This is a genomic window from Xanthobacter sp. ZOL 2024, assembly GCF_052932325.1.
In genome coordinates this window covers 4,311,036-4,330,485 of the sequence record NZ_CM128808.1, presented here as the reverse complement: position 1 = coordinate 4,330,485, position 19,450 = coordinate 4,311,036, and the positions used below count along the sequence as shown (strand labels likewise).

Annotated in this window: 31 protein-coding genes; all 31 read left to right on the top strand. The window is 64.2% G+C overall.

Annotation, left to right across the window (positions count from 1 at the left end):
* Positions 1-225: 225 nt before the first annotated feature.
* The 31 genes from rpsL to rplQ all read left to right on the top strand — a co-directional run bounded on the left by rpsL (position 226) and on the right by rplQ (position 19,268).
* On the top strand, positions 226-597 hold the full coding sequence (rpsL, locus tag ACU4E7_RS19890) for a 30S ribosomal protein S12 (RefSeq protein WP_012113697.1): 372 nt from the start codon (positions 226-228) through the stop codon (positions 595-597).
* Between the two features lie 25 nt (positions 598-622).
* Entirely contained in the window at positions 623-1,093 is a 471-nt protein-coding gene (gene rpsG / locus ACU4E7_RS19885; RefSeq protein ID WP_238121331.1) for a 30S ribosomal protein S7, read from the top strand.
* 18 nt (positions 1,094-1,111) lie between these two features.
* Positions 1,112-3,187, top strand: coding sequence for an elongation factor G (gene fusA / locus ACU4E7_RS19880; protein WP_447019899.1), 2,076 nt, complete (start codon positions 1,112-1,114; stop codon positions 3,185-3,187).
* A 75-nt stretch (positions 3,188-3,262) separates the two neighbouring features.
* Positions 3,263-4,453 carry an elongation factor Tu gene (gene tuf / locus ACU4E7_RS19875; RefSeq protein WP_238121333.1) on the top strand — a complete coding sequence of 397 codons (1,191 nt, stop codon included), beginning with the start codon at positions 3,263-3,265 and terminating at the stop codon, positions 4,451-4,453.
* An 83-nt stretch (positions 4,454-4,536) separates the two neighbouring features.
* Positions 4,537-4,845: a 30S ribosomal protein S10 gene (rpsJ, locus tag ACU4E7_RS19870; protein ID WP_012113701.1), complete on the top strand. Its 309-nt coding sequence runs from the start codon at positions 4,537-4,539 to the stop codon at positions 4,843-4,845.
* Positions 4,846-4,868: 23 nt separating this feature from the next.
* Positions 4,869-5,600 carry a 50S ribosomal protein L3 gene (gene rplC, locus ACU4E7_RS19865; protein WP_238121334.1) on the top strand — a complete coding sequence of 244 codons (732 nt, stop codon included), beginning with the start codon at positions 4,869-4,871 and terminating at the stop codon, positions 5,598-5,600.
* On the top strand, positions 5,600-6,220 hold the full coding sequence (gene rplD, locus ACU4E7_RS19860; protein WP_238121335.1) for a 50S ribosomal protein L4: 621 nt from the start codon (positions 5,600-5,602) through the stop codon (positions 6,218-6,220). The genes rplC and rplD overlap by 1 nt, the downstream gene beginning before the upstream one ends.
* Complete coding sequence (locus tag ACU4E7_RS19855; RefSeq protein ID WP_238121336.1) at positions 6,217-6,522, top strand: 50S ribosomal protein L23; 306 nt, start codon at positions 6,217-6,219, stop codon at positions 6,520-6,522. The genes rplD and ACU4E7_RS19855 overlap by 4 nt, the downstream gene beginning before the upstream one ends.
* A gap of 25 nt (positions 6,523-6,547) precedes the next feature.
* Positions 6,548-7,381: a 50S ribosomal protein L2 gene (gene rplB, locus ACU4E7_RS19850; protein WP_238121337.1), complete on the top strand. Its 834-nt coding sequence runs from the start codon at positions 6,548-6,550 to the stop codon at positions 7,379-7,381.
* Positions 7,382-7,392: 11 nt separating this feature from the next.
* Positions 7,393-7,671, top strand: a complete 279-nt coding sequence (gene rpsS, locus ACU4E7_RS19845; protein ID WP_238121338.1) for a 30S ribosomal protein S19 — start codon at positions 7,393-7,395, stop codon at positions 7,669-7,671.
* Positions 7,672-7,677: 6 nt separating this feature from the next.
* On the top strand, positions 7,678-8,058 hold the full coding sequence (rplV, locus tag ACU4E7_RS19840; RefSeq protein ID WP_238121339.1) for a 50S ribosomal protein L22: 381 nt from the start codon (positions 7,678-7,680) through the stop codon (positions 8,056-8,058).
* On the top strand, positions 8,058-8,801 hold the full coding sequence (gene rpsC, locus ACU4E7_RS19835; RefSeq protein ID WP_238121340.1) for a 30S ribosomal protein S3: 744 nt from the start codon (positions 8,058-8,060) through the stop codon (positions 8,799-8,801). Before rplV ends, rpsC begins: the two co-directional genes overlap by 1 nt.
* Positions 8,802-8,830: 29 nt before the next feature.
* The gene (gene rplP / locus ACU4E7_RS19830; protein WP_238121341.1) at positions 8,831-9,244 is read left to right on the top strand and encodes a 50S ribosomal protein L16; all 414 of its coding nucleotides are present in this window, start codon (positions 8,831-8,833) and stop codon (positions 9,242-9,244) included.
* A gap of 10 nt (positions 9,245-9,254) precedes the next feature.
* A complete protein-coding gene (gene rpmC / locus ACU4E7_RS19825) occupies positions 9,255-9,467 on the top strand; it encodes a 50S ribosomal protein L29 (protein ID WP_238121342.1) in 213 nt (70 codons plus the stop codon).
* Between the two features lie 7 nt (positions 9,468-9,474).
* Positions 9,475-9,723, top strand: coding sequence for a 30S ribosomal protein S17 (gene rpsQ / locus ACU4E7_RS19820; protein WP_238121343.1), 249 nt, complete (start codon positions 9,475-9,477; stop codon positions 9,721-9,723).
* 203 nt (positions 9,724-9,926) lie between these two features.
* A complete protein-coding gene (rplN, locus tag ACU4E7_RS19815; RefSeq protein WP_138398138.1) occupies positions 9,927-10,295 on the top strand; it encodes a 50S ribosomal protein L14 in 369 nt (122 codons plus the stop codon).
* Positions 10,295-10,612: a 50S ribosomal protein L24 gene (gene rplX / locus ACU4E7_RS19810; RefSeq protein WP_238121344.1), complete on the top strand. Its 318-nt coding sequence runs from the start codon at positions 10,295-10,297 to the stop codon at positions 10,610-10,612. Before rplN ends, rplX begins: the two co-directional genes overlap by 1 nt.
* Positions 10,605-11,159: a 50S ribosomal protein L5 gene (rplE, locus tag ACU4E7_RS19805; protein WP_238121345.1), complete on the top strand. Its 555-nt coding sequence runs from the start codon at positions 10,605-10,607 to the stop codon at positions 11,157-11,159. Before rplX ends, rplE begins: the two co-directional genes overlap by 8 nt.
* A gap of 141 nt (positions 11,160-11,300) precedes the next feature.
* Positions 11,301-11,606 carry a 30S ribosomal protein S14 gene (gene rpsN / locus ACU4E7_RS19800; protein WP_238121346.1) on the top strand — a complete coding sequence of 102 codons (306 nt, stop codon included), beginning with the start codon at positions 11,301-11,303 and terminating at the stop codon, positions 11,604-11,606.
* A gap of 10 nt (positions 11,607-11,616) precedes the next feature.
* A complete protein-coding gene (rpsH, locus tag ACU4E7_RS19795; protein ID WP_238121347.1) occupies positions 11,617-12,015 on the top strand; it encodes a 30S ribosomal protein S8 in 399 nt (132 codons plus the stop codon).
* A gap of 16 nt (positions 12,016-12,031) precedes the next feature.
* On the top strand, positions 12,032-12,565 hold the full coding sequence (gene rplF, locus ACU4E7_RS19790) for a 50S ribosomal protein L6 (protein ID WP_238121348.1): 534 nt from the start codon (positions 12,032-12,034) through the stop codon (positions 12,563-12,565).
* A 12-nt stretch (positions 12,566-12,577) separates the two neighbouring features.
* Positions 12,578-12,940: a 50S ribosomal protein L18 gene (rplR, locus tag ACU4E7_RS19785; RefSeq protein ID WP_238121349.1), complete on the top strand. Its 363-nt coding sequence runs from the start codon at positions 12,578-12,580 to the stop codon at positions 12,938-12,940.
* 17 nt (positions 12,941-12,957) lie between these two features.
* The gene (rpsE, locus tag ACU4E7_RS19780) at positions 12,958-13,515 is read left to right on the top strand and encodes a 30S ribosomal protein S5 (protein WP_238121350.1); all 558 of its coding nucleotides are present in this window, start codon (positions 12,958-12,960) and stop codon (positions 13,513-13,515) included.
* A 30-nt stretch (positions 13,516-13,545) separates the two neighbouring features.
* On the top strand, positions 13,546-13,734 hold the full coding sequence (gene rpmD / locus ACU4E7_RS19775; RefSeq protein ID WP_238121351.1) for a 50S ribosomal protein L30: 189 nt from the start codon (positions 13,546-13,548) through the stop codon (positions 13,732-13,734).
* An 11-nt stretch (positions 13,735-13,745) separates the two neighbouring features.
* A complete protein-coding gene (rplO, locus tag ACU4E7_RS19770) occupies positions 13,746-14,231 on the top strand; it encodes a 50S ribosomal protein L15 (protein ID WP_238121352.1) in 486 nt (161 codons plus the stop codon).
* Between the two features lie 248 nt (positions 14,232-14,479).
* On the top strand, positions 14,480-15,814 hold the full coding sequence (secY, locus tag ACU4E7_RS19765; protein WP_447019898.1) for a preprotein translocase subunit SecY: 1,335 nt from the start codon (positions 14,480-14,482) through the stop codon (positions 15,812-15,814).
* A complete protein-coding gene (locus tag ACU4E7_RS19760) occupies positions 15,814-16,401 on the top strand; it encodes an adenylate kinase (protein ID WP_447019897.1) in 588 nt (195 codons plus the stop codon). The genes secY and ACU4E7_RS19760 overlap by 1 nt, the downstream gene beginning before the upstream one ends.
* Positions 16,402-16,730: 329 nt before the next feature.
* Entirely contained in the window at positions 16,731-17,099 is a 369-nt protein-coding gene (gene rpsM, locus ACU4E7_RS19755; RefSeq protein WP_447021672.1) for a 30S ribosomal protein S13, read from the top strand.
* A 121-nt stretch (positions 17,100-17,220) separates the two neighbouring features.
* Positions 17,221-17,610 (top strand): 30S ribosomal protein S11, encoded by a 390-nt coding sequence (gene rpsK, locus ACU4E7_RS19750; protein WP_234050032.1) that lies wholly within the window; start codon positions 17,221-17,223, stop codon positions 17,608-17,610.
* A 137-nt stretch (positions 17,611-17,747) separates the two neighbouring features.
* Entirely contained in the window at positions 17,748-18,770 is a 1,023-nt protein-coding gene (locus tag ACU4E7_RS19745) for a DNA-directed RNA polymerase subunit alpha (protein WP_238121435.1), read from the top strand.
* A gap of 72 nt (positions 18,771-18,842) precedes the next feature.
* Positions 18,843-19,268: a 50S ribosomal protein L17 gene (gene rplQ / locus ACU4E7_RS19740; protein ID WP_447019896.1), complete on the top strand. Its 426-nt coding sequence runs from the start codon at positions 18,843-18,845 to the stop codon at positions 19,266-19,268.
* The last annotated feature ends 182 nt before the right edge of the window (positions 19,269-19,450 follow it).

Here is a 19,450-nt window from a genome sequence, read left to right as displayed (position 1 = left end):
GATTGTACGTTGTGATCCTCTGTCGCGAACAAGGCGTGTTCGCCGCTCGTTTGGCGGTGGCGGACGGCGCCTTTTCTGTTCGTGGTGCGGCCAGCCGGCCCTGAGCCGGCGGTCGGAGGGAATTTCGTAAGGTCGCCGCAAGGTGGCCAGCCGTGGCGGCCCAGCAGGGTCGTCGAACTTAAAAGTGCGGTCGAGGCCGCAGGTCAGGACGAGGCGAAGGCGTACATGCCGACGATCAACCAGCTGATCCGTAAGCCGCGGGAAGCGCAGAAGGCGCGGGACAAGGCGCCGGCGCTCCAGGCGAGCCCCCAGAAGCGCGGCGTGTGCACCCGCGTCTACACGACGACCCCGAAGAAGCCGAACTCGGCTCTGCGTAAGGTCGCCAAGGTGCGGCTCACCAACAGCTACGAAGTGATCGGCTATATCCCGGGTGAAGGCCACAACCTTCAGGAGCACTCCGTGGTGATGATCCGCGGCGGCCGCGTGAAGGATCTTCCCGGTGTGCGTTACCACATCCTGCGCGGCGTGCTCGATACGCAGGGCGTCAAGAACCGCAAGCAGCGCCGTTCGAAGTACGGCGCGAAGCGGCCGAAGTGATCCGGCTGAAGTGAGGAACTGAACGATGTCACGTCGTCACAAGGCCGAGCGCCGCGAAGTCATTCCGGACGCGAAGTATGGCTCCACCACCCTGTCGCGCTTCATGAATTCCGTCATGCGCGACGGCAAGAAGTCGGTGGCTGAGACCATCGTGTATGGCGCTCTCGACGTTGTCGAGGCCAAGGCCAAGCACGATCCGGTGGAAGTCTTCATCCAGGCGCTCGAGAACGTTGCGCCGGCGGTGGAGGTTCGCTCCCGCCGCGTGGGTGGTGCCACCTATCAGGTGCCCGTGGAAGTGCGGAACGAGCGGCGCCAGACCCTGGCCATCCGCTGGCTGATCGCCTCGGCCCGGGCCCGCAACGAGAAGACCATGGTGGAGCGTCTGTCCGCCGAGCTGCTCGATGCTGCCAACAACCGCGGCGCTGCCGTGAAGAAACGCGAAGACACGCACCGCATGGCTGAAGCCAACCGGGCGTTCTCGCATTACCGCTGGTGATCGGAGAGGACGACTTCCATGCCCCGTACTCACGCGATCGAGGACTACCGTAACTTCGGCATCATGGCTCACATTGATGCCGGCAAGACCACGACCACTGAGCGGATCCTCTACTACACCGGCAAGAGCCACAAGATCGGCGAAGTCCATGATGGCGCTGCCACCATGGACTGGATGACTCAGGAGCAGGAGCGCGGCATCACCATCACGTCTGCCGCGACGACCGCTTTCTGGCAGGGCAAGCGCCTGAACATCATCGACACCCCCGGGCACGTGGACTTCACCATCGAGGTGGAGCGCTCCCTGCGTGTGCTGGACGGCGCCGTGTGCGTGCTCGACGGCAACCAGGGTGTGGAGCCGCAGACCGAGACGGTGTGGCGCCAGGCGGACAAGTACAACGTGCCGCGCATCGTGTTCGTCAACAAGATGGACAAGATCGGCGCTGACTTCTACCGCTGCGTCGAGATGATCGTGGATCGCGTCGCCGGCAACCCGGTGTGCTGCCAGCTGCCGATCGGTTCCGAGAGCAACTTCAAGGGCATCATCGACCTCGTTCGCATGAAGGCCGTGGTGTGGGAAGACGAGGCGCTTGGCGCCAAGTTCCACGACGAAGAGATCCCGGCCGAGCTCGCCGACAAGGCTGCCGAGTATCGCAATAAGCTGGTTGAGGCCGCCGTCGAGCTCGACGACGATGCCATGGCCGCTTATCTCGACGGCACCGAGCCGGACGAAGCGACCCTGAAGCGCCTGATCCGTCTCGCGGTCATCGGTCGGAAGTTCAACCCCGTGTTCTGCGGCTCGGCCTTCAAGAACAAGGGTGTTCAGCCCCTGCTCGACGCCGTTGTGGACTTCCTGCCGTCTCCGGTGGATCGCGGCGCCATCAAGGGCATCGACTTCAAGACCGAGGAAGAGACCGACCGCAAGCCGTCGGACTCCGAGCCCCTGTCGGTGCTGGCGTTCAAGATCATGGATGACCCCTTCGTGGGCACCATCACCTTCTGCCGCGTCTATTCGGGCGTGATGGAAACCGGCATGAGCCTTTTGAACTCGACCCGCGACAAGCGCGAGCGCGTGGGTCGGATGCTGCTCATGCATGCCAATAACCGTGAGGACATCAAGGAAGCCTATGCGGGTGACATCGTCGCCCTCGCCGGCCTCAAGGAAGTCCGCACCGGTGACACGCTGTGCTCGACCGAGAAGCCGGTGATCCTCGAGAAGATGGAGTTCCCCGAACCCGTCATCGAGATCGCCATCGAGCCGAAGTCCAAGGCCGACCAGGAGAAGCTGGGCATTGCCCTGTCGAAGCTGGCTGCCGAGGATCCGTCCTTCCGCGTGGCGACCGATCACGAGAGCGGCCAGACCATCCTCAAGGGGATGGGCGAGCTTCATCTCGACATCAAGGTCGACATCCTGAAGCGGACCTACAAGGTCGACGCCAACATCGGCGCCCCGCAGGTTGCCTATCGTGAGACCCTCACGAAGAAGACCGAGGTGGACTACACCCACAAGAAGCAGACCGGTGGTACCGGCCAGTTCGCGCGGGTGAAGTTCGTGGTGGAGCCGAACGAGGCCGGCAAGGGCTTCGAGTTCGAGAGCGTGATCGTCGGCGGCGCGGTGCCGAAGGAGTACATCCCGGGTGTCCAGAAGGGCCTCGAGAGCGTGCTCGGCGCCGGTGTGCTGGCGGGCTTCCCGGTGGTGGATGTGAAGGTGCAGCTCATCGACGGCGCCTTCCACGAAGTGGACTCGTCCGCTCTGGCGTTCGAGATCGCGTCCCGCGCCGGTTTCCGCGAAGCCCTGCAGAAGGGCGGCTCGGTGCTGCTGGAGCCGATCATGAAGGTCGAGGTGGTCACTCCCGAGGACTACACCGGCTCGGTGATCGGCGACCTGAACTCTCGCCGGGGTCAGATCCAGGGCCAGGACATGCGCGGCAACGCCAACGTGATCAACGCGATGGTGCCGCTGGCGAACATGTTCGGCTACGTGAACACCCTGCGGTCGTTCAGCCAGGGCCGTGCCACCTTCACCATGCAGTTCGACCACTACGAACAGGTGCCGTCGAACGTCGCTCAGGAGGTTCAGGCCAAGTACGCCTGACGCTTTACGCGTCAGCGTGGGCCTGAGCCCCATTCACCCTAGAGATCACGCCAGAGAGACCCGACGGAGCGTCCCATGGCCAAAGAAAAGTTTAATCGGTCGAAGCCGCACTGCAACATCGGCACCATTGGTCACGTCGACCATGGCAAGACCTCGCTGACCGCTGCGATCACCAAGGTTCTGGCCGAGACCGGCGGCGCCACCTTCACCGCCTACGACCAGATCGACAAGGCGCCGGAAGAGAAGGCCCGCGGCATCACCATCTCCACCGCCCACGTGGAGTATGAGACCCAGAACCGCCACTACGCGCACGTCGACTGCCCCGGGCACGCCGACTATGTGAAGAACATGATCACCGGCGCGGCGCAGATGGACGGCGCGATCCTGGTGGTGTCCGCCGCCGACGGCCCCATGCCGCAGACCCGCGAGCACATCCTGCTCGCCCGTCAGGTCGGCGTGCCGGCCCTGGTGGTGTTCCTGAACAAGTGCGACATGGTCGACGATCCGGAGCTGCTGGAGCTGGTCGAGATGGAGGTGCGCGAGCTCCTCTCCAAGTACGACTTCCCCGGCGATGATATCCCGATCATTCGTGGTTCCGCGCTGGTGGCGCTTGAGAACGGTGATCCGGCCCTCGGCCGCGATGCAGTGCTCAAGCTGATGGAGGCGGTCGACGCCTACATCCCGCAGCCGGAGCGCCCGGTGGACCTGCCGTTCCTGATGCCCATCGAGGACGTGTTCTCGATCTCGGGCCGTGGCACCGTGGTGACTGGTCGCGTGGAGCGCGGCATCATCAAGGTCGGCGAGGAAGTGGAAATCGTCGGCATCCGTCCCACCGTGAAGACCACGGTGACCGGCGTCGAGATGTTCCGCAAGCTGCTCGACCAGGGGCAGGCCGGTGACAACGTCGGCATCCTGCTGCGTGGTACCAAGCGCGAGGACGTGGAGCGTGGCCAGGTGGTGTGCAAGCCCGGCTCGGTGAAGCCCCACACCAAGTTCAAGGCCGAAGCCTACATCCTGACCAAGGAAGAGGGCGGGCGTCACACGCCGTTCTTCACCAACTACCGCCCGCAGTTCTACTTCCGCACCACGGACGTGACCGGCGTGTGCACCCTGCCGGAAGGCACCGAGATGGTGATGCCCGGCGATAACGTGTCCATGGACGTGGCGCTGATCGTGCCGATCGCCATGGAAGAGAAGCTGCGCTTCGCCATCCGTGAAGGCGGTCGTACCGTCGGCGCCGGCGTGGTCGCGTCCATCATCGAGTGATCCGTAACGAAAAGAAACGGGGGCACGCCGCCCGGCGCGGTCAGCGCGGTGCGCGTGCCCTTCATTCCCGGAGCCTTTGAGCCATGAACGGCCAGAACATTCGAATTCGCCTGAAGGCGTTCGATCACCGCATCCTCGATGCGTCGACGCGTGAGATCGTCGCCACGGCCAAGCGCACGGGTGCGCAGGTGCGCGGCCCGATCCCGCTGCCCACGCGGATCGAGAAGTTCACCGTGAATCGCTCTCCGCACATCGACAAGAAGTCGCGCGAGCAGTTCGAGATGCGTACTCACAAGCGGTTGCTCGATATCGTCGATCCGACGCCCCAGACGGTGGACGCGCTGATGAAGCTCGACCTCGCCGCCGGCGTTGACGTCGAAATCAAGCTCTGAACGAGAGGCGAGGAGACACGACCATGCGGTCAGGCGTCATCGCCCAGAAGGTCGGCATGACCCGCATCTTTACCGATGCTGGTGAGCACGTGCCGGTCACTGTGCTGAAAGTCGAGAGCTGCCAGGTGGTTGCCCACCGTACGCTCGATAAGAATGGCTACGTTGCGGTCCAGCTTGGTGCTGGCCGTCGCAAGCCGAAGAACGTGACCCGCGCCGAGCGCGGCCATTTCGCGGTGGCTCAGGTTGAGCCCAAGCGGAAGATGGCCGAGTTCCGGGTCCCGGAAGAGGCTCTGATCCCGGTGGGTGCCGAGATCACCGTCGACCACTTCGTGGTGGGCCAGTATGTGGACGTGACCGGCACCACCGTTGGTAAGGGTTTTGCCGGCGGTATGAAGCGTCACAACTTCGGCGGCCTGCGCGCCTCTCACGGCGTGTCCATCTCGCATCGTTCGATCGGTTCGACCGGTGGTCGTCAGGACCCTGGTAAGACCTTCAAGAACAAGAAGATGCCGGGCCATATGGGCGACGTGACCGTCACCACGCAGAACCTGAAGGTCGTGATGACCGACGTGGAGCGTGGCCTGATCGCGGTCGAGGGTGCCGTGCCCGGGCACGCCGGTGGCTGGATCACCGTGCGTGATGCGGTGAAGAAGAAGTTGCCGGCTGATGCCCCGAAGCCGGGTGCGTTCAAGCTCGGTTCCGAGGCTGCCGCTGAGGCGCCGGCGGTCGAAGCCACCAATGGGGAGGGCGCGTGATGGAATTCACCGTCAAGACGCTCGACGGCGCTGACGCGGGCTCGGTGACTCTGGCGGACGAGATCTTCGGTCTCGAGCCCCGCGCGGACATCCTGCACCGCATGGTGACCTGGCAGCTGGCCCGCCGTCAGGCCGGCACGCACCGCACCAAGGGACGTTCGGAGATCAACCGGACGTCCAAGAAAATGTACAAGCAGAAGGGCACCGGTAATGCCCGCCATGGCGCGGCGTCTGCGCCTCAGTTCCGTGGCGGCGGTCGCGCCTTCGGTCCGGTCGTGCGCTCCCATGCGTTCGATCTGCCGAAGAAGGTGCGCGCGCTGGCGCTCAAGCATGCTCTGTCGTCCAAGCTGAAGGCGGAGCAGATCGTGGTGCTCGACAAAGTGTCGCTCACCGATCCGAAGACCAAGGCTTTGAAGGACCGTTTCGCGCAGCTGGGCTGGGCGTCGGTGCTCATCGTCGATGGCACTGAGGTGGAGCAGAACGTGGCGCTTGCCGCCCGCAACCTGCCTTATGTGGACGTGCTGCCCGTGCAGGGCATCAACGTCTATGACATCCTGCGCCGCGACAAGCTGGTTCTGACCAAGGCCGCCGTGGACGCGCTGGAGGCGCGCTTCAAATGAGCACGCGCAACATCGAGCCGCGTCATTACGACGTCATCGTCTCGCCGGTGATCACTGAAAAGGCTACCACCGCGAGCGAGCAGAGCAAGGTCGTCTTCAACGTGGCCAAGACCGCCACCAAGCCGGCGATCAAGGAAGCGGTGGAGAAGCTCTTCGACGTGAAGGTCAAGAGCGTCAACACGCTGGTCCGTAAGGGCAAGGTGAAGATCTTCCGCGGCCGCAAGGGCGTCCAGAGCGACGTCAAGAAGGCTGTCGTGACCCTCGAAGAGGGCCAGAAGATCGACATCACCACGGGCCTCTGAGAGCCGAGGGGAACGGGATAAGACCATGGCGCTGAAGCATTTCAAGCCGGTCACGCCGAGCCTTCGCCAGCTCGTGATCGTGGACCGCTCCGGCCTCTACAAGGGCAAGCCGGTGAAGACGCTGACCGAGGGCAAGAGCTCTTCGGGCGGCCGTAACAACAATGGCCGCATCACCGTCCGCTTCCGCGGCGGCGGCCATAAGCAGACCTACCGTCTGGTGGACTTCAAGCGCACCAAGCGTGATGTTGCCGCGAGCGTGGAGCGGATCGAGTACGATCCCAACCGCACCGCCTTCATCGCCCTCATCAAGTATGAGGACGGTGAGCTTGCCTACATCCTGGCGCCGCAGCGTCTGGCGGTTGGCGATCAGGTGATCGCTGGTTCGCAGGTGGACGTGAAGCCCGGCAATGCCGGTCCGCTGTCTTCGCTGCCGGTGGGCACCATCGTGCACAACGTGGAGCTGAAGCAGGGTAAGGGCGGCCAGATCGCCCGCTCTGCCGGCAGCTACGCGCAGATCGTGGGTCGCGACGAGGGTTATGTCATCCTTCGTCTGAACTCGGGCGAGCAGCGCCTGGTGCATGGCGCCTGCTATGCGACGGTCGGGGCGGTGTCCAACCCGGACCATATGAACATCTCGCTCGGCAAGGCCGGGCGGAACCGGTGGCTTGGCCAGCGCCCGCATAACCGCGGCGTCGTCATGAACCCGGTTGACCATCCGCACGGCGGCGGCGAAGGCCGCACCTCGGGTGGCCGGCATCCGGTCACGCCCTGGGGCATTCCCACCAAGGGCAAGAAGACCCGCAGCAACAAGGCGACGGACAAGTTCATCGTGTCCAGCCGCCACAAGCGGAAGAAGTGAGGGCCTGACAGATGACACGGTCGGTTTGGAAGGGCCCGTTCGTCGACGGCTACCTCCTGAAGAAGGCGGAAGCCGCTCAGGGTTCGGGTCGCAGGGACGTGCTCAAGATCTGGAGCCGTCGCTCCACCATCCTGCCCCAGTTCGTGGGGCTCACCTTCGGCGTCTATAACGGGCAGAAGCATGTGCCCGTGTCGGTCACCGAAGACATGATCGGTCACAAGTTCGGTGAGTTCGCCCCTACGCGGACCTACTACGGACACGCGGCCGACAAGAAGTCGAAGCGGCGGTGATCGGTCATGGGTAAGCAGGCAAAGCCCCGCGCGCTCGCGGACAACGAAGCCAAGGCGGTTGCGCGTAATCTGCGTGTGTCGCCTCAGAAGCTGAATCTGGTCGCGGGCCTGATCCGCGGCAAGAAGGTGGCGACGGCGCTCGCCGATCTCGAGTTCTCTCACAAGCGGATCGCCCGTGATGTGAAGAAGTGCCTCGAGAGCGCGATCGCCAACGCCGAGAACAACCACGAGCTCGACGTGGACGATCTGATCGTCGCCGAGGCGCATGTGGGTAAGGGTCTGGTGATGAAGCGGTTCTCGCCGCGGGCGCGCGGTCGCGCCTCGCGGATCGAGAAGCCCTTCTCCCACATCACCATCGTGGTGCGGGAAGTCGAGGAGCGGGCCTGATGGGTCAGAAGGTCAATCCGGTCGGGCTCCGGCTCGGCATCAACCGCACGTGGGACAGCCGCTGGTTCGCCAACAAGGGCGAGTACGGCAAGCTGCTGCACGAAGACATCAAGATCCGCGAGATGCTGCTGAAGCAGCTCAAGCAGGCGGCCGTGGCCAAGGTCGTGATCGAGCGTCCGCACAAGAAGTGCCGTGTCACCATCTACTCGGCCCGCCCGGGTGTGGTGATCGGTAAGAAGGGCGCGGACATCGAAAAGCTGCGCCGCAAGGTTTCCGAGATGACCACCTCGGAAGTCTTCATCAACATCGTCGAGATTCGGAAGCCTGAGATCGACGCGAAGCTGGTGGCCGACTCCATCGCCCAGCAGCTGGAGCGCCGTGTGGCATTCCGCCGCGCCATGAAGCGCGCCGTGCAGTCGGCGATGCGTCTGGGCGCGGAAGGCATTCGTATCAACTGTTCCGGCCGTCTGGGCGGGGCTGAGATCGCGCGCCTGGAGTGGTATCGCGAAGGTCGCGTGCCGCTGCACACCTTGCGCGCTGACGTGGATTATGGCACGGCGACCGCCTTCACCACCTACGGCACCTGCGGTGTCAAGGTGTGGATCTTCAAGGGCGAGATCCTCGAGCACGATCCGATGGCGCAGGATAAGCGCCAGGCCGAGCAGGAAGCCGGGCCTTCTTCGCGTCCCCAGCGGCGCGAGCGGGGCGATCGTGACCGCGGTGACCGCGGCGAGCGCGCCTGACGGCCGGCGAGAAAGAAGGCGATTAAGCCATGCTGCAACCCAAGCGCACCAAGTTCCGTAAGCAGTTCAAGGGACGCATTCACGGCGTCGCGAAGGGCGGTACGGACCTGAACTTCGGCGAGTTTGGCCTCAAGGCCATGGAGCCGGAGCGCGTGACGGCCCGCCAGATCGAGGCGGCCCGTCGTGCCATGACCCGTCACATGAAGCGTGCCGGCCGTGTGTGGATCCGCGTGTTCCCCGATGTGCCCGTCTCGTCCAAGCCCACCGAAGTGCGTATGGGTAAGGGCAAGGGCGCGCCGGAGTACTGGGCGGCCAAGATCAAGCCCGGTCGCATCATGTTCGAGATCGACGGCGTGAGTGTGGAGCTCGCCCGCGAGGCGTTGACCCTCGCCGCCGCGAAGCTGCCGATCAAGACGCGCTTCATCCAGCGCATCGCCGAGTGAGGAGAGGCTCATGAAAGCCGAGGACGTTCGGGCCCTCAGCCCCGATCAGCTCGCCGATGAGCTGCTGAAGCTGAAGAAGGAACAGTTCAACCTGCGCTTCCAGAAGGCGACGGGTCAGCTGGAGAACACTGCGCGGTCCAAGGTGATTCGTCGCGATATCGCGCGGATCATCACCGTGCAGAACCAGAAGCGTGCCGGTGCGCCGGCGCAGAAGGCGAAGTGAGGAAGCGATGCCGAAGCGCGTGCTCCAGGGCGTCGTGGTGAGCGACAAGACCGACAAGACCGTGGTGGTCCGGGTGGAGCGGCGCTTCACCCACCCGCTGCTCAAGAAGACCGTTCGGCGGTCCAAGAAGTATCATGCCCATGACGAGGCGAATGCCTGGAAGGTGGGCGATACGGTTTGGATCGAGGAGCATCGGCCGCTCTCCAAGCTGAAGAACTGGATCGTGGTCCAGGGCGAGAAGCGGGCTGAGGTCTGAGAGCTTCAAGGCTTCTCACCCGGGTGAGTCATCCGGGTGAGGGAAGGTGCCCCGACGCTGGGTCCGTTGTCGTGTTCCGGGAAACCGGCCGGCGAGAGGAGACCGCATCGCGGCGACCTCGTGTTCGATGAGCGGGCACGGGGAGTGAGGATTAAGGCAAAGCCGGTCATCCGGTGGCGCCGGATGACGAGAACAGGTGCGTCATGATCCAGATGCAGACCAATCTCGACGTGGCGGACAATTCCGGTGCGCGTCGTGTCATGTGCATCAAGGTGCTTGGCGGCTCGAAGCGGAAGTACGCTCACGTGGGCGACATCATCGTGGTGTCGGTCAAGGAAGCCATTCCGCGGGGCCGCGTGAAGAAGGGCGATGTGATGAAGGCCGTGGTGGTTCGCACCGCCAAGGACATTCGTCGCGTTGACGGCTCCGTGATCCGTTTCGACCGCAATGCGGCCGTGCTGATCAACAACAACAAGGAGCCCGTCGGCACCCGTATCTTCGGACCGGTTCCGCGCGAGCTGCGCTCCAAGAACCACATGAAGATCATCTCGCTGGCGCCGGAGGTGCTGTGATGGCCGCGAAGATCAAGAAGGGCGACAAGGTCGTCGTCCTCGCTGGCCGCGACAAGGGTCGCACCGGCGAGGTTATCCAGGTCATGCCGAAGGACGAGCGCGCGCTGGTGCGCGGCGTGAACGTCGTCAAGCGCCACCAGCGCCAGACCGCGAACCAGGAAGGTGGGATCATCTCCAAGGAGGCCCCCATCCACCTGTCGAACATCGCGGTGGCCGATCCTAAGGATGGCAAGCCCACCCGCGTCGGTTTCCAGGTGCTGGAGGACGGGAACAAGGTCCGCGTGGCCAAGCGCTCCGGGGAGAAAATCGATGGCTGAGGCGTATACCCCGCGGCTCCGCGCCCATTACGACACCGTGGTGCGGCCGAAGCTGATCGAGCAGTTCGGCTACAAGAACCCCATGGAAGTGCCGACGATCGAGAAGATCGTCATCAACATGGGCGTGGGCGAAGCCACCGCCGACACCAAGAAGGCGACGACCGCCGCCGCGGATCTCGCGCTGATCGCCGGCCAGAAGCCGGTGCTCACTCGCGCCCGCAAGGCGATCTCGAACTTCAAGCTGCGCGAGAACCAGCCGGTGGGCACCAAGGTGACCCTCCGCAAGGTGCGCATGTATGAGTTCCTCGACCGGCTCGTGACCATGGCTCTGCCGCGTGTTCGCGATTTCCGCGGGCTCAACCCCAAGAGCTTCGATGGCCGTGGCAACTACGCCATGGGCATCAAGGAGCACATTGTGTTCCCCGAGATCAACTACGACCGCGTCGAGCAGATCTGGGGCATGGACATCATCGTGTGCACCACGGCGAAGACGGACGACGAGGCCCGGGCGCTGCTCAAGGCCTTTAACTTCCCCTTCCGCCAGTGATCGATTAGAAGGGGCGCTTCGATTCGGTGCGCCCCTCGCCGTCTCCGTAAGGGGTGCGGCGACCGAGTGACTGTTTCGAGTGCTTTTCCGGCCGTGAGGGGGTGAGAACGCGCCCTCAAACGCGGAGAACAGGAGCAAGAGATGGCGAAGAAGAGCGCGGTCGAGACGAACGAGCGCCGCCGCAAGCTGGCAGCCAGCCAGGCGGCGAAGCGCGCGCGTCTGAAGGCGATCGTGAACGACAAGACGCTGCCGATCGAGGAGCGCTTCCAGGCGTCCTTGAAGCTGGCGCAGATGCCGCGCAACGGCGCGAAGATCCGGATCCGCAATCGTTGCGAGGTCACGGGTCGTCCCCGTGCGTTCTATCGGAAGCTCAAGATGAGCCGTGTGGCACTGCGTGAGCTCGGCAACCAGGGCATGATTCCTGGTCTCGTGAAGTCGAGCTGGTGAGGAGGATCGCATGTCTGTGAATGATCCCATCGGCGATCTGATCACCCGTATCCGCAACGCGCAGATGCGCCGCAAGGACAAGACCCAGAGCCCCGGCTCGCGTCTTCGTGCCTCGGTGCTCGATGTGCTGCGCGATGAGGGCTATATCCGCGGTTACACCACCACGGACCAGGGCAATGGCCGCAGCGAGTTCGAGATCGAGCTCAAGTATTTCGATGGCGTTCCGGTGATCCGCGAGATCGCCCGTGTCTCGAAGCCCGGCCGGCGCGTTTATGCTTCGGTGAAGAACCTGCCCCGAGTTGCCAACGGTCTCGGCATCGCCGTCGTCTCCACGCCGCAGGGCGTGATGGCCGACCACGAAGCCCGCGACAAGAACGTTGGTGGCGAAGTGCTCTGCACCGTCTTCTGAGGCGAAGGAGGATAGAATGTCGAAGATCGGCAAGCTTCCCGTCGCCATTCCGGCGGGCGTCACGGCCTCGCTGAGCGGGCAGACGGTGAAGGTGAAGGGTCCGAAGGGCGCCCTCGAGCTGACCTTGGTGGAAGAAATTGCCGCCAAGCTCGAGGGATCCGAGATCCTGCTTTCCATGACCGGCGAGTCCAACCGCCACAAGGCTATGTGGGGCATGTCCCGCACGCTGGTGGCGAACCTGGTCGAGGGTGTGACCAAGGGCTTCGAGAAAAAGCTCGAGATCACCGGCGTCGGCTACAAGGCCGCCGTGCAGGGCAAGACCCTCAACCTGTCGCTGGGCTACAGCCACGACGTGCTCTACGCGATCCCGGAAGGCATCCAGATCGTCACGCCGAAACCCACTGAGGTGATCGTCTCCGGTATCAACCGGCAGCAGGTCGGCCAGGTGGCGGCTGAAATCCGTGAGTTCCGCGGCCCCGAGCCCTATAAGGGCAAGGGTGTGAAGTACGCGGGCGAATTCATCTTCCGTAAGGAAGGCAAGAAGAAGTAACGGAGGCGGACCATGGCTAAGGATTTGGAGGCGCTGGCGCGCCGCAAGGCCAAGGTGCGCCGCGCCATTCGTGTTGCCGCGAACGGACGCCCGCGCCTGTCGGTGCATCGCACGTCGCAGCACATCTATGCGCAGGTCATCGACGACGCGAAGGGGGAAACCCTCGCTTCCGCGTCGAGCCTGGAGAAGGAGCTGCGCTCCTCGCTCAAGACCGGCGCGGACACCGATGCGGCCAAGACCATTGGCAAGCTGGTGGCCGAGCGGGCGCTGGCGAAGGGCGTGTCTACGGTCGTGTTCGACCGTGGCGCATACATCTATCATGGGCGCGTCAAGGCGCTCGCTGAAGCGGCCCGCGAGGGCGGCCTTCAGTTCTGACGCGAGGACGTTGAGCAATGGCCCGTGAACGGGAACAGCGCCAGGAGCGCGAAGATCGCGACAACACGTTTGTGGACAAGCTGGTCCACATCAATCGCGTCGCCAAGGTGGTGAAGGGCGGCCGTCGTTTCGGCTTCGCCGCCCTGGTTGTGGTGGGTGATCAGAAGGGTCGCGTCGGCTTCGGCCACGGCAAGGCCCGCGAGGTGCCGGAGGCGATCCGCAAGGCGACCGAAAGCGCCAAGCGGGCTCTGATCCGCGTGCCGCTGCGGGAAGGCCGGACGCTGCACCATGACGTGCATGGCCACCACGGCGCCGGCAAGGTGGTGCTTCGCGCCGCCCCCGCCGGTACCGGCATCATCGCCGGCGGCCCGATGCGCGCCGTCTTCGAGACGCTCGGCATGCATGACGTGGTGGCGAAGTCCTTCGGGTCTTCCAACCCCTACAACATGATCCGCGCCACCTTCGACGCGCTGAAGAACCAGGACAGCCCGCGCTCGGTTGCCGCGCGCCGTGGCCTCAAGGTCTCGCAGCTTCAGTCCCGCCGCCGCGTCGAAGACGCGGAAGCGACCGACTGAGCGGCGCGAACCGACGATTAGGAGCGCGCCATGAGCGACAAGACCATCACCGTGGAGCAGATCGGTTCGCCGATCCGTCGCCCGTTCGTCCAGGAAGCGACCCTCAAGGGTCTTGGGCTGAACAAGCGGCATCGCCGCTCCACTCTCCAGGATACGCCGGCCGTTCGCGGCATGATCGCGAAGGTCGCCCACCTCGTCCGCGTGGTCGAGGGGGAGTGAGGAGCTGAACCATGAAGCTCGATGAGATCCGGGACAATCCCGGTGCCCGCAAGAGCCGGATCCGCGTGGGTCGCGGCATCGGCTCCGGCAAGGGCAAGACTGGCGGTCGCGGCGTGAAGGGCCAGAAGTCCCGCACCGGCGTCGCCGTGAAGGGGTTCGAAGGCGGTCAGATGCCGCTGCATCGGCGCCTGCCGAAGCGTGGCTTCCACAATATCTTCCGCGTGGACTACAACGAAGTGTCCCTGGGCCGTATCCAGGAGGCGCTTGATGCTGGCAAGCTCGAGGCTGGCCAGCCGATCACCGTGTCGGCGCTGGTCGCCGCCAATGTGCTGCGTCGTCCCAAGGCGGGCGTGCGGGTGCTGGGCGGCGGTGAGCTGAAGGCCGCGGTGACCCTCGAAGTCGCTTATGCCACCAAGTCGGTGGTTGCGGCGGTGGAGGGCCTGGGCGGGAAGGTGATCCTTCTTGCTCCGCCGACGGTTGCCGCCGAAGCGGTGTGACGAATTGCGGCCGGGCCCAGCGCCCGGCCGTTTCGCGTGGCGGGGCGGGTTCGCAGCTGGTATCGAGGGTGCGCAACTGGCGTTGAGCGTGACGGTGCCCGCGGCAAGATCCGAATGGCCCCTTGGCAACCCGGCCTCGCGCCGGGTATGTGCGTTCTGCGGCGATGTGTCGGCGCCGCCTTGGCACCGCAGATCCCGCCCATATATCAGGGCTGCCCATAACCGGGCGGCGTCCAGCGGAGCAAGGCATGGTCTCGGCGGCGGAACAACTCGCGGCGAACCTCAATTTTGGTGCTCTCGGCAAGGCCGAGGAGCTGAAGAAGCGCATCTGGTTCACGCTTGGCGCGCTCATCATTTATCGGCTTGGCACCTATATCCCGATGCCGGGCATCAATCCTGATGCCCTGGCCGACGTGTTCAAGAACGCGCAGAACGGGATCATTGGCCTCTTCAACATGTTCTCGGGCGGCGCCGTCGAGCGGATGGCCATTTTCGCCCTGAACATCATGCCGTACATTTCGGCCTCCATCATCATTCAGCTTCTCACCAGCGTGTCACCCACGCTGGAGGCGCTGAAGAAGGAAGGCGAGGCGGGTCGCAAGCAGCTCAACCAGTATACCCGGTACCTCACCGTCGTCCTGGCGCTGTTCCAAGCGTACGGTATCGCCGTCGGCCTTGAGGGCTCCGGCAGCGTGGTGGCGGATCCCGGCTGGTTCTTCCGGATCAGCACCGTGATCACCCTCACCGGTGGCACCATGTTCCTGATGTGGCTGGGTGAGCAGATCACCTCGCGCGGCATCGGCAACGGCACCTCCCTCATCATTTTCGGCGGCATCGTCGCTGAGCTGCCGGGCGCGTTCGTGCGCACGCTGGAGCTCGGGCGTGAGGGGGCCATCTCCACGGTGGCAATTCTCGGCGTGCTGCTGATGGTGGTGGTGGTGATCGCCTTCATCGTCTTCATGGAGCGGGCCCAGCGCCGGCTGCTGATTCAGTATCCCAAGCGCCAGGTGGGGAATCGAATCTATGAGGGGCAGTCGTCGCATCTGCCGCTCAAGCTCAACACCTCCGGCGTCATTCCGCCGATCTTCGCCTCCTCGCTGCTGCTGATTCCGACCACGATTGCCAGCTTCACGCAGGGCAGTGGGCCGGAGTGGCTGCAGACCATCACGACCTTCCTCGGCCACGGTCGTCCGCTCTATATGGCGCTTTATGTGGCTCTGATCGTGTTCTTCTGCTTCTTCTACACGGCCATCGTGTTCAATCCGGTGGAGACGGCCGACAATCTGAAGAAGCATGGCGGCTTCATCCCAGGCATTCGCCCCGGTGAGCGGACGGCGGAGTATATTGACTATGTGCTCACCCGCATCACGGTGGTGGGTGCGGCCTACATCGCGGCGGTTTGCCTCTTCCCCGAACTGCTGATTTCCTACGCGGCTGTTCCGTTCTATTTCGGTGGAACGTCGCTCTTGATTGTGGTCAGCGTCACGATGGACACTGTGTCCCAAATTCAAGGCCACCTGCTCGCCCACCAGTACGAAGGACTGGTCAAGAAGGCGAAGCTGCGTGGGGGGAGGAGAAAGTGATGAGGCTGGTACTGCTTGGGCCGCCCGGGGCGGGGAAGGGGACGCAGGCGCAGCGGCTGGTGTCGCGCCATGGCATCGTTCAGCTGTCCACGGGTGACATGCTGCGCGCCGCGGTTGCAGCGCAGACGCCCATCGGGCTGAAGGCGAAAGAGGTCATGGAGGCCGGCGGACTGGTTTCCGACGAGATCGTTATCGGCATCATCGCCGATCGCCTGGCCCAGCCAGACGCGAAGAACGGCTTCATTCTCGATGGCTTCCCCCGCACCGTGGCGCAGGCTGAGGCGCTCGACCGGATGCTGGCGGACAAGGGAATCAAGCTGGACGCGGTCATCGAACTGGTGGTCGACCAGGAGAAGCTGGTGAACCGCATCCTCAATCGTGCCGCCGAGGCCCAGGCAAAGGGCGAGGCTGTGCGCAAGGATGACGACCCGGACGTCTTCAAGAGCCGCCTTGCCGCCTACAATCGTGATACCGCCGTCGTGGCGCCGTATTACAAGGCGCGCGGCCAGCTCAAGCAGATTGATGGCATGATGCCCATCGATGCGGTCACGGAGGCGATCGCCGGTGTGCTGAAGCAGGCGGCCTGAGCCGTAGCGCGCGAGTGCGTTGAGACAGGCCGCCACGTCCAACTGGGCGCGGTGGCCTTCTTTGCTCTTGCGGTCGCTCTGTTGAGGGGGTTAGGCAGAGAGTGTGCGGCAAAGCGTCGCGCTCTGGGTTGACGAGACAGGGAATCCCCGCTATGGGCATTCCCTCGCTTCGGAATTAGGTGCCGTTCGCCCCGGTCGGAAGAGCCCGGGGAGGATGGGCGCCTTTGTCGCTTCCTTAAGCGTTTTTTCATTCGCAAGGGCCGGCCTCCACCGGACGCGAATGGCCAATGCGCGCCGACGGCTTCGCCGCGCGACACATGGAGAGAGCAGTGGCTCGTATTGCAGGCGTCAACATCCCGACCAACAAGCGCGTGGTCATCGGACTTCAGTATATCCACGGAATCGGTGCCAAGAAGGCGCAGGAGATCGTGGAAAAGGTAGGCATCCCGGCCGAGCGCCGCGTGAATCAGCTGACCGACCAGGAAGTGCTGCAGATCCGCGAAACCATCGACCGCGACTACATCGTGGAAGGCGACCTGCGTCGGGAAGTCGCCATGAACATCAAGCGGCTGATGGACCTCGGCTGCTATCGCGGTCTGCGGCATCGTCGCGGCCTGCCCGTGCGTGGTCAGCGGACCCACACCAATGCCCGCACCCGCAAGGGTCCGGCCAAGGCCATCGCCGGCAAGAAGAAGTGATCGGCCGCCTGGCGGCTTGAGGAAGGGGTGGCGCTGCCGCCCCTTCCGGTTCCTCCCGGTCCCGCAAGGGGCCATCCCGAGCGCCTGGGATTACGGGCGCGCTTGAAGGATCGAAAAGAGTATGGCCAAGGAAGCTACCCGCGTTCGTCGTCGCGAGCGCAAGAACATCGCGTCCGGCGTGGCTCACGTGAACGCCTCGTTCAACAACACCATGATCACCATCACCGACGCGCAGGGCAACACCATCTCGTGGTCGTCGGCCGGTGCCATGGGCTTCAAGGGCTCGCGCAAGTCCACTCCGTATGCTGCCCAGGTTGCGGCTGAGGATGCGGCGCGCAAGGCCGCCGAGCATGGCATGCGCACCCTTGAGGTCGAGGTGTCGGGTCCCGGTTCGGGACGTGAGTCGGCTCTGCGCGCGCTGCAGGCAGCCGGTTTCCTCGTCACCTCCATCCGCGATGTGACGCCGATCCCGCACAACGGTTGCCGCCCGCGTAAGCGTCGTCGCGTCTGATCCGCTCTTGACCCCGTGGGACACGCGTCCTGCGGATCGTTTGCCCGGTTTCTCCTCCCCGCGATCGGGACGGGCCAGCACCTCCGGATGAGGTCGATACCCCGGCAGCAGTGACGGCCTGGCGAGAAAGCAAGGTGATGCAAGTGATTCAGAAGAACTGGCAAGAGCTGATCAAGCCCGAGAAGCTGCACGTGACTGCGGGCAGCGATCCCCAGCGCCTCGCCACGGTGGTGGCGGAGCCGCTGGAGCGTGGCTTCGGCATGACGCTGGGCAATGCGCTGCGCCGTATTCTGCTGTCGTCGCTCCAGGGGGCGGCGGTGACGTCGATCCACATCGACGGCGTGCTGCACGAGTTCTCGTCCATTCCGGGCGTGCGTGAGGATGTGACGGACATCATCCTCAACGTGAAGGACATCGCCATCAAGATGCAGGGCGATGGCCCGAAGCGGATGGTGGCGAAGAAGACCGGTCCCGGCGTGCTCTATGCCGGCGACATTCAGACGGTCGGCGATATCCAGGTGCTGAACCCGGAACTGGTGCTGTGCACCCTGGACGAAGGCGCGGAGCTGCGCGTCGAGTTCACGGTCGACACCGGCAAGGGCTATGTGCCGGCGGATCGCAACCGTCCCGAGGATGCGCCGATCGGCCTCATTCCGATCGATAGCCTCTACTCGCCGGTTCGGAAGGTCTCCTACAAGGTGGAGAACACCCGCGCCGGGCAGATCCTCGATTACGATAAGCTCACGCTGCAGATCGAGACCGATGGTTCGATCTCCCCTGAGGACGCGCTCGCCTATTCGGCCCGTATCCTGCAGGACCAGCTTGAGATCTTCGTGAACTTCGAGGAGCCCAAGCGCGAGAGCGAGGCTGCCGCAATCCAGACGCTGCCGTTCTCTCCGGCACTGCTGAAGAAGGTGGACGAGCTCGAACTCTCCGTCCGTTCGGCGAACTGCCTGAAGAACGACAATATCGTCTACATCGGCGACCTGATCCAGAAGAGCGAGACGGAAATGCTCCGGACTCCGAACTTTGGCCGCAAGTCGCTCAATGAGATCAAGGAAGTGCTTGCTTCGCTTGGCCTGCACCTGGGCATGGAAGTGCCCGGCTGGCCGCCGGAGAATATCGAAGAGCTGGCCAAGCGCTTCGAGGAACACTACTGATCTGAACCCAACAGCGGCTCGAGCCGCGCAACCCTTCGGCTCGCCGCCGTCAGCTTTCAGGAGTTCGCCGTCATGCGTCACGGCAAGGTTTATCGCAAATTCAACCGCACCGCGGAGCATCGCAAGGCGATGTTCTCCAACCTCGCCGGTGCCCTCATCACCCATGAGCAGATCGTCACCACCCTGCCCAAGGCCAAGGACCTGCGTCCCGTGGTCGAGAAGCTGGTGACCCTGGCCCGTCGCGGCGATCTGCACGCCCGTCGTCAGGCCATCGCCGAGCTGCGCGACCTGACCGTGGTGAAGAAGCTGTTTGAGGTTCTGGCCCCCCGCTATGCCGGCCGTCCGGGTGGTTACACCCGCATCATCAAGGCGGGCTTCCGCTATGGCGACAACACCGCTGTGGCCGTGATCGAGTTCGTTGATCGTGACGTGGAGGCCAAGGGCGCCGCCGACCGTGCGCGCGCCGCCGCCGAAGCCAGCGAGGCTGAGGCCGCCTGAGCTTCAGCCATCGCTTCATGAGATCGAAAAGGGCGGCCCCGTGGCCGCCCTTTTTTGTTTGGCGGAAGGCAGTGCGTTTATGCCGAGGTGGGGCCTGGCTGTGGCGCGCGCGACGGGGGGAGCTCGCACTTCCGGGAGCGCGCGACCTTGCATGAGGGAGTTGACGTTGCCCCCAAGTTCCA

Coding starts and splice junctions, on each gene's coding strand:
- rpsC (WP_238121340.1), top strand. CDS start 8,058: ATGGGTCAGAAGGTCAATCCGGTCGGGCTCCGGCTCGGCATCAACCGC.
- rplR (WP_238121349.1), top strand. CDS start 12,578: ATGGCTAAGGATTTGGAGGCGCTGGCGCGCCGCAAGGCCAAGGTGCGC.
- rplQ (WP_447019896.1), top strand. CDS start 18,843: ATGCGTCACGGCAAGGTTTATCGCAAATTCAACCGCACCGCGGAGCAT.
- rplF (WP_238121348.1), top strand. CDS start 12,032: ATGTCGAAGATCGGCAAGCTTCCCGTCGCCATTCCGGCGGGCGTCACG.
- ACU4E7_RS19760 (WP_447019897.1), top strand. CDS start 15,814: ATGAGGCTGGTACTGCTTGGGCCGCCCGGGGCGGGGAAGGGGACGCAG.
- rpsK (WP_234050032.1), top strand. CDS start 17,221: ATGGCCAAGGAAGCTACCCGCGTTCGTCGTCGCGAGCGCAAGAACATC.
- fusA (WP_447019899.1), top strand. CDS start 1,112: ATGCCCCGTACTCACGCGATCGAGGACTACCGTAACTTCGGCATCATG.
- tuf (WP_238121333.1), top strand. CDS start 3,263: ATGGCCAAAGAAAAGTTTAATCGGTCGAAGCCGCACTGCAACATCGGC.
- secY (WP_447019898.1), top strand. CDS start 14,480: ATGGTCTCGGCGGCGGAACAACTCGCGGCGAACCTCAATTTTGGTGCT.
- rplN (WP_138398138.1), top strand. CDS start 9,927: ATGATCCAGATGCAGACCAATCTCGACGTGGCGGACAATTCCGGTGCG.
- rplD (WP_238121335.1), top strand. CDS start 5,600: ATGGAATTCACCGTCAAGACGCTCGACGGCGCTGACGCGGGCTCGGTG.
- rplP (WP_238121341.1), top strand. CDS start 8,831: ATGCTGCAACCCAAGCGCACCAAGTTCCGTAAGCAGTTCAAGGGACGC.
- rplX (WP_238121344.1), top strand. CDS start 10,295: ATGGCCGCGAAGATCAAGAAGGGCGACAAGGTCGTCGTCCTCGCTGGC.
- rpsS (WP_238121338.1), top strand. CDS start 7,393: ATGACACGGTCGGTTTGGAAGGGCCCGTTCGTCGACGGCTACCTCCTG.
- rpmD (WP_238121351.1), top strand. CDS start 13,546: ATGAGCGACAAGACCATCACCGTGGAGCAGATCGGTTCGCCGATCCGT.
- rplC (WP_238121334.1), top strand. CDS start 4,869: ATGCGGTCAGGCGTCATCGCCCAGAAGGTCGGCATGACCCGCATCTTT.
- rpsJ (WP_012113701.1), top strand. CDS start 4,537: ATGAACGGCCAGAACATTCGAATTCGCCTGAAGGCGTTCGATCACCGC.
- rplE (WP_238121345.1), top strand. CDS start 10,605: ATGGCTGAGGCGTATACCCCGCGGCTCCGCGCCCATTACGACACCGTG.
- rplB (WP_238121337.1), top strand. CDS start 6,548: ATGGCGCTGAAGCATTTCAAGCCGGTCACGCCGAGCCTTCGCCAGCTC.
- rpsH (WP_238121347.1), top strand. CDS start 11,617: ATGTCTGTGAATGATCCCATCGGCGATCTGATCACCCGTATCCGCAAC.
- ACU4E7_RS19745 (WP_238121435.1), top strand. CDS start 17,748: ATGCAAGTGATTCAGAAGAACTGGCAAGAGCTGATCAAGCCCGAGAAG.
- rpsE (WP_238121350.1), top strand. CDS start 12,958: ATGGCCCGTGAACGGGAACAGCGCCAGGAGCGCGAAGATCGCGACAAC.
- rplV (WP_238121339.1), top strand. CDS start 7,678: ATGGGTAAGCAGGCAAAGCCCCGCGCGCTCGCGGACAACGAAGCCAAG.
- rpmC (WP_238121342.1), top strand. CDS start 9,255: ATGAAAGCCGAGGACGTTCGGGCCCTCAGCCCCGATCAGCTCGCCGAT.
- rpsQ (WP_238121343.1), top strand. CDS start 9,475: ATGCCGAAGCGCGTGCTCCAGGGCGTCGTGGTGAGCGACAAGACCGAC.
- rplO (WP_238121352.1), top strand. CDS start 13,746: ATGAAGCTCGATGAGATCCGGGACAATCCCGGTGCCCGCAAGAGCCGG.
- rpsN (WP_238121346.1), top strand. CDS start 11,301: ATGGCGAAGAAGAGCGCGGTCGAGACGAACGAGCGCCGCCGCAAGCTG.
- ACU4E7_RS19855 (WP_238121336.1), top strand. CDS start 6,217: ATGAGCACGCGCAACATCGAGCCGCGTCATTACGACGTCATCGTCTCG.
- rpsL (WP_012113697.1), top strand. CDS start 226: ATGCCGACGATCAACCAGCTGATCCGTAAGCCGCGGGAAGCGCAGAAG.
- rpsG (WP_238121331.1), top strand. CDS start 623: ATGTCACGTCGTCACAAGGCCGAGCGCCGCGAAGTCATTCCGGACGCG.